The sequence below is a fragment of the Stenotrophomonas sp. 278 genome, assembly GCF_003935715.1.
GTDB classification, from domain to species: domain Bacteria; phylum Pseudomonadota; class Gammaproteobacteria; order Xanthomonadales; family Xanthomonadaceae; genus Stenotrophomonas; species Stenotrophomonas maltophilia_AH.
This window is the reverse complement of the sequence record NZ_RHPP01000053.1, coordinates 1-10,757: the sequence shown is the minus strand read 5'-3', so window position 1 is coordinate 10,757 and position 10,757 is coordinate 1. Positions and strand designations below refer to the sequence as shown.

The window sequence follows — 10,757 nt, the reverse complement described above, 5'->3', positions numbered from 1 at the left end:
ACCGCCGATGGCGGTGATCGGCGCGGCGAAGGCCGGATGCATGGCGCAGAAGCGCGTCACCGTTCGTGGTCATGCCGATGTCGGCGTGATCCGCAGGCGGGTGACGCGGCGGCGGTCCATGGCCTGCACCTGCACGCGATAACCCTCGTGCTCGATGGCGTCGCCTTCCACCGGCAGGCGGTCCAGCTGCTGCAGCAGCAACCCGGCCAGGGTCTGGTAACGCGCGTGGCGCGGGAAGTTGATCCCGGTCAGGCGCTGCAGGTCGTCGAGCGTGAGCGCGCCGTCGGCTTCCCAGCCGCCATCATCCTGCGCCTGCACGCCATAACGCTCGTCCTGGGTGTCCGCCAGGTCGCCGGCAATGGCCGCGAGCAGGTCGTTGGCGGTGACCAGGCCTTCCACACTGCCGTATTCGTCCACCACGACCGCAACCGGCACCGGCTGTTCGCGGATGACTTCCAGCGCCTGCAGCACGCTGGCGCTGGAGATCACATAGGCCGGCTCGCGCAGGGCGTCCTGCAACGACAGCGGCTTGCCCTGCAGCACGCCGGCCAGCAGATCGCGGCTCTGCACGATGCCCTGCACCTGGTCCAGGTCGCCTTCGGCCACCAGCATGCGGGTGTGCGGTGATTCGATCAGCTTCTGCATCGCATGCGCCTCACCGCGGCCGGTATCGATCCATTCCAGGTCGGCGCGCACGGTCATCACGCTGGACACCGGGCGCTCGGCCAGGCTGAGCACACTGCGGATCATGTCCTGCTCGGCCGGCTCCAGGCGTTCTTCGCGCTCATCCGCTTCGTGGTCGTCGTCATGACCCTGTTTCGACTGCGCGCCCAGCATGCGCAGCACTGCATCGGCCGTGCGCTGGCGGAACGGCAGGCGCTTTTCGTTGCGCTCACGGTTGAAGCGCACCCACTGGTTGAAACTCTCGACCAGGATCGAGAAGGCAATGGCCGCGTACAGGTAGCCCTTGGGAATCTTGTAACCGAGGCCCTCGGCGACGAGGCTGAAACCGATCATCAGCAGGAAGCCCAGGCACAGCACCACCACCGTGGGGTGTTTGTTGACGAAACGGGTCAGTGGCTTGCTGGCCAGCATCATCACTGCCATGGCGATGGTGACGGCGGCGTACATCACGCCGAGGTGGTCGACCATGCCGACCGCAGTGATCACCGAGTCGAGTGAAAACACCGCGTCGAGCACCACGATCTGGGTGACCACGGCGGCAAACCCTGCGTACACCTTGCTGCCGTTTTCATTGTGCTCGCGACCTTCCAGTCGCTCGTGCAGCTCCATGGTGCCCTTGAACAACAGGAACAGGCCGCCGCCGAGCAGTATCAGGTCGCGTCCGGAAAAGCTGTGGCCGAACAGGTCGAACAGCGGCTCGGTGAGCTTCATGATCCACGACAGCGCAGCCAGCAGCACCAGACGCATCAGCAGCGCCAGGCTCAGGCCGATCATCCGTGCGCGGTCGCGCTGGTGCGGCGGCAGCTTGTCGGCGAGGATCGCGATGAACACCAGGTTGTCGATGCCCAGCACGATTTCGAGCACCACCAAGGTGGCGAGCCCCAGCCAGAGGTTGGGGTCAGCAAGCCATTCCATTAAATTTCTTCCGTTTGAGAATCGTGCGTCATCAGGTCGCCGGGCTGGCACTGCAGCTCGCGGCAGATCGCGTCCAGGGTGGAAAACCGGATCGCCTTGGCCTTGCCGGTCTTGAGGATGGACAGATTGGCCAGGGTGATGTCGACCCGTACGGACAGTTCGGACAGCGTCATACCCCGCTTGGCCAGCATCTGGTCCAGGGTGATGACCACCGCCATCAGACCACGCCGTCCAGGTCTTCGCGCATGGCCGCACCGGCCTCGAACACGCGGGCAATCACGAACAGCATCAGCACCGCGATCAGCCCGGTGATCGACATGCCGCCGCCCACTTCCATCCAGGCAAAGGCCGGGCCCATCCAGCTGGCGTGCAGGCCGATGGCAATGGACAGCAGTTCCATCGCCAGCATCAGCCACGCCATGCGGCGCAGTCGAAGCGCATGGCCGTGTGCGAACAGATGCCCGCCGCGCACCGCACGCACGAAGCGCTGCAGGTGGCGCAGAAACACCAGGCCGATGCTGAGCAGCGCCACGATGCCGACCAGTCCAAGGGTGAAGTGGGGGAACAGCCACTGCTGCTGTGCCTGTGCCGCACTCAGTCCGGCGGACTGGAGCAGCCAGCTGCGGTCGAAGTAGACCACCGGGAAGGCGCACAGGGCGGCCAGGATGCCGAGCCAGCACAGGGCCGTGACGGCGCGCAGTGCGATGCGGGTGTAGTGAACGATGTCGCCCGACGTCGGGGGTCGGTCGGTACTGCCTGCCACGTGGCCTCCGGAATCGACGGCCGCGAGTGGCCGTCTATTTATTGATAAACGATAAGGCGGGTGGCTGTCCAGCCACCTCGTAATGTCACGTGAGAGGTGTGATGGTTGATTTAACGGAAAATTGACATCGAGCTGAACAGTGGGCAGAGTGGCGCAGCCCGGATGGGCATGACCACTCCCTGGAAGGAATTCAATGAACAAGTGCGTTTCCCTGGCCGCCGTTCTTGCGCTGGCCACCGTGTCCTGCGATGCCTTTGCCGGCCAGGCCTTTGTCCGTGCGGAACTGGGGCACAGCGTCACCAAGGTGCGTGTGGATGACCTGCGAGGTGACGAGACCGACGTTGCCGGCCTGGTCGGGGGTGGTTACTGGTTCACGCCGAACATTGGCGTCGAAGGTCATGCCGGCTCGCTGTACAACGAAGATCTCGGGTACGACGAAGAGCTGGATCTGGTATCGATCGGCGCGGCGTTGGTCGTCAAGAAGAACTTCGGCCCGGACAACACCGGTTTCTTCATCGGCGGCCGAGCGGGCGTCGCGCGCATGACCGCACAGATCCGCGAGGACACCTGGGACCTGGTCGACGACGAGAGCTCGACCAAGCCGTTCTATGGGGTCAGTGCGGGCTACGACTTTGCTCGCCGCTGGGGACTGAGTGTCAACTACGACCGCCGCAAGGGTGATTTCAACGGTGTGAAGGTGGATGTGGATACCTTTACGCTGGGGGGCGAGTTCCGTTTTTGATTGCACGGCAGCCGGGCAAGCCCGGCTCTACGGGGCGTGATTTACCAGCATCCTCGTCGATGCGGACGGCAGGCCGGCAACGGTCTGCCGTTTTTTTGTCCGGGCTGGTGTACGCTCGCCGCACACAACGGTGCTGGAGGACGTAATGGCGAAGGTGACCGGAATAGGTGGGGTGTTCTTCAAGGCGCGAGGCGACCGCAAGGCATTGGCCGACTGGTACCGCCAGCACCTGGGCATGGCGCTGGAGGACTTCGGGGGTGCGGTGCTGCGCTGGCCGGATGACCGGGCCGACGATGGCGGCCTGACCGTGTGGCACGTGGCCGAGCGCGACACGCAATGGTTCAGCCCGAGCGACTCGCCCTTCATGATCAATTACCGGGTGGATGACCTGGACACCTTGCTGGCGCAGCTGCGCGAGGCGGATGTGCAGGTGGTAGCCGGGCCCGAACAGCACGAGAACGGGGCGTTTGCCTGGATCGTCGACCCGGACGGCAACAAGGTCGAGCTGTGGCAGCCGAAGGCGTGGGATCCGGAGCGCCGCCCGGGCTGAACCGGTAAGCGGGGCGGGCTGGCTTTCACGCGGCATCGCGCGCGCGTTGCCGATAGTGAACGCATGTCTGTGTCCTTCCCCCTTCCCCGATGCCGTTGATTCCCGAGCGTGTGCGGCGATTGCCGTGGCCATGGCGCACCGCGCTGTTGTGGTTCGTAGCCATCTACGGGCTGTATCTGCTGGCTGGCAATGTGTTTTTGAACACGCCGCTGTTCGAGATGGTGGTCAACCGCAAGCCGGAGAAGTTCACCCTGCGCACCGGCCCGGCGGTGACCCTGCTGCCGGGGCACGCGATTGTCTGGAACATCCGCATCCGCGGCCAGGCCAACCACACCGTTTACATCTTCCGCGCGGAGCGGGCCAGCGCGTGGATATCGCTGCCTGCGCTGGTGCGGCGCGAAGTCCACATTCCGCGCATCAATGCCACGGACGTGGAGTCGGAAGTGGAACGGGTGGAAAAGGCGATCCCACCACCGCCGCGCGGAGACCGCGGCTGGGTGATGCGGCTGGATGCGATCCATAGCGACAGCATCCACAGTGCTCGCTTCGGCAAGCTGTTGATTGCCGGCAAGGGCAACGGCACGGTCGGCTTCGTCAAGCAGATCAAGGGTGGCCCCTCGGAGCTGCTCGATTCCAATGCCGGTTTCAAGGAGGCCACGGTGACCTGGGATGGCGTGACCCTGGTCGAGGACACCCGCCTGGATGCGCGCTTCAGCTACCCGCGGCATTACCGCGACGAAGCACCCGGCATCCGGAAATTCGGCCTGGTGCAGGCCAGCCTGGAGATCGAGGGCCGCAGTCGCGCCTTGCAGATCGACACTGCCGGGGCGCACGCCAAGGTGGGGACCGCGCCGGCCGAGGCCCACATCAAAGGGGCGCTGGGACTGGACAGGGGCGAGCTGAAATCCGGCAGCCGGCTGGTGTGGCGCTTGCCGCTGCATGCCGGCGTGCATGCCACCGACCGCGGCCTGCTGGCGTTGCAGCTGGATGTGGCGCAGGACATCCGCGTGCAGGCACGGCTGCCGCGCGATGAGAAGACCGGCAGTGAGCTGGACGCGGATCTGAAAGTGGCGGGTCGCAGGATTCCGTTCGAAGATCCGGCGTCCCTGCTGCCGCGTCTTTCCGGGCAGGTGCGCGGCGCATGGCAGTTTGAATCGCTGAACTGGATCGCCGACCTGTTCGTGCGCAAGCCGTGGTTCCACTTGGATGGCGGCGGCCTGCTCAATGCCGACCTGAGGGTCGTGGACGGACAGCTGGCACCGGGCAGCACGCTGGACATTCCCAAGGTGGCGGCGGTGGCTGAAGTGGCCGGCGTGCGCATGCAGGGCGATGCGCGGGCAAAGGGACGCATTGCGGCCGGCAAGCCGGCGCAGGCGCATCTGGATGTACGGATTCCGGCGTTCCGGGCGGCGGCATCCGGCGAGAAGCAGGTGCTGTTCGAAGGCAAGAACATGGACCTGGCGCTGCAGGCCGATGCCCGTTTGCAGGAGATGCGCGACACCCTGCAGTCGCGGCTGCAGTTCACCGATGCGCGGGTTCCGGACCTGACCGCGTACAACCGTTACCTGGGCGAAGGCAGCGTGCGGCTGCTCGGCGGCACGGGGCTGCTGAGTGGCGAGGTGGAACTGGATACGTCTGGGCGTGTGGGGCGGGGCCGTGCCGACCTGCGCGGCCGCGGTGCCCGCCTGCAGGTAGCGGGTATGCAACTGGCCGGTGATGCGCAGGTCAGGGCGCAGCTGAAGCGTGCGGACCTGGAGGCGAAGCAGTTCGATCTGGGCGGCAGTACGGTGCTGCTGCGGAACATCCGCACCGGAGACGGCAAGGGGGACGCGAACTGGTGGGGAACGCTGACCCTGCGCGAAGGGAAGATTGATGCAGCGGCACCGTTCGAGGTCGATGCACAGACCGAAGTGCGCCTGCGTGATGCAGGGCCATTGCTGGGTGTGTTTGCCGAACGCAGCGCGTACCCGCGTTGGGTGCTGGGGCTGCTGGATTCGGGCGAGGTGCAGGCGACCGGGCAGCTGCGCTGGAAGCGCGGTGCGGTGACGATTGATGACCTGCAGGCGGAGAACGAGCGCCTGTCGCTGCGTGCCCGATTGCAGATGGCCAAGGCGCAGAAGAAGGGCGACCTCTACCTGCGCTGGGGCGTGCTCGGTGCGGGGATCGAACTGGACGGCGACCAGCGCCAGTGGCACCTGGCTGGTGCCCGCGAGTGGTACGAGGGTCGGCCGCGAATGCTGCCGGCCGCGCGTTGACGGTCGCTGATCCCGTAGAGCCGGGCTTGCCCGGCTGCTGTTCGCGATACCGCCTACAGCAGCGCTTCAATTGATCCGTGCAGGGAGGCCGTCGGGCAGCCCCGCTCCGGGACACGCCGTGAACCCATCCATGGGGGCTACTCCACGGCATCCATGCCGTGGAGTGTCCCTCCGGGGGCTACCCGACGGCCTCCCTCGAGGGTGCGCGTGATGCGGACGCAGAACAGCAGATCTTCTCATCGATCTCATGCATGAACGTCCGTTCCGGAGATTCGACTTCGACTTCAACCAACTGCCGCGCCAGTTCCGCGCTGGCCACGTGCCCGTGCAGGAACAACAACCCTTCGTAGATGTTCATGGCGTCACCTCAAGGCTTGAATGGCCGTCATCTTGGGCGCACCATCGACACCGGAAAAGCGACATTTCCGCAACCTTGTCTTGAGCAGGATTCAAGCCTCAATGTCCCGGATGCCCCTGCAGGCGCTGCACAATTTCGTGGTCGCGGCCCGCCTGGGCAACCTGACCCGTGCAGCCGAATCGATGAACCTGACGGTCAGCGCGCTCAGCCACCAGATGCGCCAGCTGGAGCAGCGCCTGGGCTACCCGCTGCTGCTGCGTCAGGCACGCGGGGTGCAGCTGACACCGGAGGGACAGCGCCTGCTGGAGCAGGTGGGGCCGCATCTGGATGCGATCGGCGAGGCGTTCCAGCCATTCGCCGCGCGGCATGATCGGGTGTTGACGGTCAGTGCGGTGCCATCGATGGCGTCGAACTGGCTGGTGCCGCGCCTGGGCCAGTTCGTGGCGGCGTATCCGCAGATCGAGATCAATCTGGAATCGACCGAGCGGCTGACCGATTTCGAGCGGCAGCTGCAGGTGGATGCCGCGTTACGGGTGGGAGCAGGGCAGTGGCCGGGGGTGACGGCGGAGCCCCTGTTCGACGACTGGCTGGTGCCGATGGCGAGCCCGGCGCTGGTGGCGCGGATGGGCGGAGTGGACGCAACTGCCTTGTCGCAATGGCCGTTGCTGGGTGATCCGGACGGCGAATGGCAGCGTTGGTTTGCCCTGACCGGTGAGACCGCGCCGCGTCGCTATGTGGCGATGCTCAACGATTCCGAGTCGCACCATCGTGCTGCGTTGGACGGGATCGGTGTGGCGCTGGGGCGGGTGACCCGGGCACAGTTGCTGCTGCAGTCAGGGCAGTTGATCGCGTTGTCACCGCATCGGTTGAAAACGCGCTGGTCGCATTGGTTGGTGTATCCCACGCGTTCGGCCACGCATCAGGGATTTCTCGCATTCCGCGAATGGGTCATGGCACAGGCCGAAGCCCACGCCGCCAGCATGCTGGCGGCGGTCCCCACCCACGATTGAATCTCACCCGCGTAGTGACACGCCATGCGTGTCAACGCCATCCCTCACCGGTTCATCCCGCAGACCCCGGCCAATAATGACTGTCCGGCGTGGCGCGCGCCCCAAAGATCGCCTGGCCCACGCGCACCACGGTCGCGCCTTCCTCGATGGCGATCTCGAAGTCGCCGGACATGCCCATCGAGAGTTCATCCAGACTGACGCCGGCCGGCAAAGTGGGCTGCAGGCGCTCGCGCAGTTCGCGCAGGCGCACGAAGCAGGGGCGTACCTGTTCGGGATCGGGTGAGAACAGCGCCAGGGTCATCAGCCCGCGCACGCGCAGGTTTGAGAACGCAGGCAGTTGCTGCACGAAGTCGGCGACCTCGATCGGATCCAGACCGTACTTGCTGGCCTCGCCGGAAGTGTTGACCTGCACGAACACATCCAGCTGGCGTTGTTCCTGTTCCAGGCGCTGGTCCAGGGCCTGGGCCACGCGCAGGCTGTCCAGGGCCTGGAATTCGCTGGCGAAGCGGGCCACGTCGCGGGCCTTGTTGGTCTGCAGGTGGCCGATCACCGACCAGCGGATGCCGAGGTCGGCCATGGCCTCGGATTTAGCCTTGGCTTCCTGCACCTTGTTTTCGCCCAGTTCGGTGCAGCCGGCCTGAAAGGCCAGCCGCAGGCGGGCTTCATCGACGGTTTTGCTGACCGGCAGCAGGCGTACGCTGCGCGGATCGCGACCGGCTCGGGTGCAGGCGGCGGCAATGCGTGCGTGCACGGCGTCCAGGTTGTGGCGGAAATCTTCTACGGTGCTGGCCTGCGGCCAGACGGGTGGGGCGATGGGCACGGGCGGGACCAGGTGCGGGCAGGTCTGTATTTTCGCACGCGGGTAGGGGCCCGGTTCGATTTTTTCCATGCGTTACCGGACGTGGAGGCGTTCACGGCCGTCGTCTGTCGACCGACGCTACCAAAGCCCCATCCGCGACATCCAACGGGAACCCAGATGGCGGGAACCCCGTAGGGACACGCCATGCGTGTCCTGGGACGTGCACGCGCGCGGTCAGGGCGCGGCTTGAGATCCCGGGCGTACGTAATGCGACTGGCCGTTGTCGCTCAGGAAGATCAGTTCGGGTTTGCCCTGCCAGGAGGTGAGCATGGCCCCGGTGTTGTTCTGGTGCTTGACCACGAGGGTGGCCCCGCGGTCCGGGTTGGCGGTGACCTTGAACACCTCGGTGTTGCCGCTGGCGTCGTCGAGGGTCAGCACGGCTTCATCGCCGACATCGGCGGTGCCATAGCCGCCACGTTCGGAGCCGTCAGCCCCGAGCAGGATCAAGCCGGACAGCGGCGAGGCGCGTGGGCCCTGGGTGACGCCCTGGCTGACCGGGTCGGGCACCGGTGCGCCCAGGATGACCCGGGCCTGGCCGTTGGCGTCCTGGATGACCAGCCCGCGGGCGGTGATGACGCGCTGGTCGGACTGGCTCTGGTGCAGGCGGATGGCGGTCCACCCCGACACGACAAGGGCAAGACTGGATACCACCAGCGTGGTGAGAGTGAGTGCGCGCGACACAGGCGGCTCCGGATCCTTGGAATGGCAGCGACAATACCCGATTGCGGGTTTGTGACACCAGTCAGAAAAGTCCGAATCTGTTCGTTTGCGTGAAGTGGATCACAGGCCGTCAGTGGAAATCACGGCTGGACGTGCGCACGCCGGCGATCAGTTCGTCGATGTTGTGCATGCGCTGCACGATCAGGTGCTGCACACCGTCCACCCGCTCCAGCCGGCCATCGATCTGCATCAGGCGGGCTTCCACCAGCACCCGGTGCTGGCGGTCGGCGGTGCGCCGCCAGACCACCGCATTGACCATGCCGCTCTCATCTTCCAGCGTCAGAAACGTCACGCCGCTGGCGGTCTGCGGGCGCTGGCGCATGCGTACCAGCCCGGCGAAGCGCACGCTGCGACCATGCGGCAGCTGCGCCAGCTGGTCCGAACGCATGCAGCGGCGCTGCTCCAGCTGCGGGCGGATGAACGACACCATGTGCCGGCCCAGGGTGGTGCCGGTGCTGTTGTAGTCGGCCTGCATGTCCTCGAACGCACTCGGGGCGGGCAGCGCCACCTCGGCCTCGTCGGTGGCGCGCACGCTGTCGAACAGCGGCAACGGTTTTTCCACCCCGGACACGTCCCAGCGGGCGCGATGCCGATGTCCGCTCAGGCCCTTCAGCGCGCCGGCGTCGGCCAGCAGCCCTTGATGGCGGCGGTCCAACTGCGCGCGCTGGCTGAGGTCGGCCACGCTTTCGAACGGCCCACGCGCGCGCGCCTGCATCAACGCCAGCGCCATCGTCCCGCTGAAACCGTCGATCATGCGCAGACCCAGGCGGATGCCGGGGGCATCCGGGTCTGGCGTCAGCGTGCAGTCCCAGTCGCTGTGGCGCACATCCACCGGCAGCACCGCCACACCATGCCGGCGTGCATCCTGCAGGATCTGGTCGGGCGTGTAGAAACCCAGCGGCTGGCTGTTGATCAGGCTGGCAGCAAACGCGGCCGGATGGTGGCACTTCAGCCAGCAGCTCACATAGGTGATCAGCGCGAAGCTGGCCGCATGGCTTTCCGGAAAACCATAGCTGCCGAAGCCCTTGATCTGCTCGAACAGGCGTTCGCCGTATTCGCGGCTGTAGCCGCGTTCGGCCATGCCGGCCAGCAGTTTTTCGCGGTGCGGCTCCAGCCCGCCATGGCGCTTCCACGCGGCCATCGAGCGGCGCAGGGCGTCGGCCTCGCCAGGCGTGAAGCCGGCGGCGGCCACCGCCAGCTGCATCACCTGTTCCTGGAACAGCGGCACGCCCAGGGTGCGCTTGAATACCTTCTCCAGTTCCGGCGGGTAGTCGATCTCTTCGGTCCCTTTCTCCTTCAGCTGCTTCCGCCGGTTGAGGTAGGGATGCACCATGTCGCCCTGGATCGGCCCGGGGCGCACGATCGCCACTTCAATCACCAGGTCGTAGAAGCACCGGGGCTGCATGCGTGGCAGCATTGCCATCTGTGCGCGCGATTCAATCTGGAACACGCCCAGGGTGTCGGCGCGGCAGATCATGTCGTAGGTAGGGGCGTCATCGGCGGGGAGACGCGCCATGGTCAGCACCTCGCCCTGGTCGGTGCGTACGCCGCGTCCCTGCAACACCGTCAGGCACTTGCGCACGGCGGTCAGCATGCCCAGTGCCAGGCAGTCGACCTTCATCAGGCCGGTGGCATCGAGGTCATCCTTGTCCCACTGGATCACCGTGCGGTTGTCCATGGCCGCGTTTTCCACCGGCACCAGGGTCGACAGCGGGTGTTCGGAAATCACGAAACCGCCCGGATGCTGGGACAGGTGGCGGGGGAAATCCACCAGCTCGGCGGTCAGTGCCACCACGCGCTGCATCAGCGGCGTATCCGGGTCGAAGCCGCGCTCGCGCAGGGCCTCGGGCAGCGGTTCGTGGCTGCTCCAGCGGTCCAGACAGGCGGCCAGTTCGTTGACC

11 protein-coding genes are annotated in these 10,757 nt (G+C 66.1%); 4 read left to right on the top strand and 7 right to left on the bottom strand.

The annotated features are described in order from the left end of the window. Window positions 1-69 precede the first annotated feature (69 nt). Genes EGJ34_RS10620 through EGJ34_RS10610 form a run of 3 tightly spaced genes read right to left on the bottom strand, consistent with a single transcriptional unit; the run spans window position 70 to window position 2,281 of the window. Window positions 70-1,599 carry a TerC family protein gene (locus EGJ34_RS10620; protein ID WP_125360446.1) on the bottom strand — a complete coding sequence of 510 codons (1,530 nt, stop codon included), beginning with the start codon at window positions 1,597-1,599 and terminating at the stop codon, window positions 70-72. Continuing rightward, entirely contained in the window at window positions 1,599-1,817 is a 219-nt protein-coding gene (locus EGJ34_RS10615; protein ID WP_125360445.1) for a helix-turn-helix transcriptional regulator, read from the bottom strand. The genes EGJ34_RS10620 and EGJ34_RS10615 overlap by 1 nt, the downstream gene beginning before the upstream one ends. Further along, window positions 1,817-2,281, bottom strand: coding sequence for a DUF2975 domain-containing protein (locus EGJ34_RS10610; RefSeq protein WP_125360462.1), 465 nt, complete (start codon window positions 2,279-2,281; stop codon window positions 1,817-1,819). The genes EGJ34_RS10615 and EGJ34_RS10610 overlap by 1 nt, the downstream gene beginning before the upstream one ends. A 274-nt stretch (window positions 2,282-2,555) precedes the next feature. Between EGJ34_RS10610 and EGJ34_RS10605 the strand changes: the two genes are divergently transcribed. The 3 genes from EGJ34_RS10605 (at window position 2,556) to EGJ34_RS10595 (ending at window position 5,909) form a co-directional block, all read left to right on the top strand. Then, on the top strand, window positions 2,556-3,104 hold the full coding sequence (locus EGJ34_RS10605; RefSeq protein ID WP_125360444.1) for a porin family protein: 549 nt from the start codon (window positions 2,556-2,558) through the stop codon (window positions 3,102-3,104). A gap of 145 nt (window positions 3,105-3,249) precedes the next feature. Beyond that, window positions 3,250-3,654: a VOC family protein gene (locus tag EGJ34_RS10600; RefSeq protein ID WP_125360443.1), complete on the top strand. Its 405-nt coding sequence runs from the start codon at window positions 3,250-3,252 to the stop codon at window positions 3,652-3,654. Window positions 3,655-3,743: 89 nt separating this feature from the next. Continuing rightward, entirely contained in the window at window positions 3,744-5,909 is a 2,166-nt protein-coding gene (locus EGJ34_RS10595; protein WP_125360442.1) for a hypothetical protein, read from the top strand. A gap of 178 nt (window positions 5,910-6,087) precedes the next feature. Here EGJ34_RS10595 and EGJ34_RS10590 read toward each other — a convergent pair whose 3' ends face one another. Next, complete coding sequence (locus tag EGJ34_RS10590; protein ID WP_125360441.1) at window positions 6,088-6,267, bottom strand: hypothetical protein; 180 nt, start codon at window positions 6,265-6,267, stop codon at window positions 6,088-6,090. Between the two features lie 101 nt (window positions 6,268-6,368). Between EGJ34_RS10590 and EGJ34_RS10585 the strand changes: the two genes are divergently transcribed. Next, complete coding sequence (locus EGJ34_RS10585; protein ID WP_125360440.1) at window positions 6,369-7,277, top strand: LysR substrate-binding domain-containing protein; 909 nt, start codon at window positions 6,369-6,371, stop codon at window positions 7,275-7,277. A gap of 52 nt (window positions 7,278-7,329) precedes the next feature. Here EGJ34_RS10585 and EGJ34_RS10580 read toward each other — a convergent pair whose 3' ends face one another. The 3 genes from EGJ34_RS10580 to EGJ34_RS10570 form a co-directional block, all read right to left on the bottom strand. Beyond that, window positions 7,330-8,097: a YggS family pyridoxal phosphate-dependent enzyme gene (locus EGJ34_RS10580; RefSeq protein WP_185750139.1), complete on the bottom strand. Its 768-nt coding sequence runs from the start codon at window positions 8,095-8,097 to the stop codon at window positions 7,330-7,332. Window positions 8,098-8,310: 213 nt separating this feature from the next. Then, window positions 8,311-8,817 carry a hypothetical protein gene (locus EGJ34_RS10575; protein ID WP_125360438.1) on the bottom strand — a complete coding sequence of 169 codons (507 nt, stop codon included), beginning with the start codon at window positions 8,815-8,817 and terminating at the stop codon, window positions 8,311-8,313. A gap of 109 nt (window positions 8,818-8,926) precedes the next feature. Further along, the coding region (locus EGJ34_RS10570; RefSeq protein WP_260476964.1) for an OB-fold nucleic acid binding domain-containing protein at window positions 8,927-10,757 on the bottom strand (1,831 nt) is incomplete at its 5' end.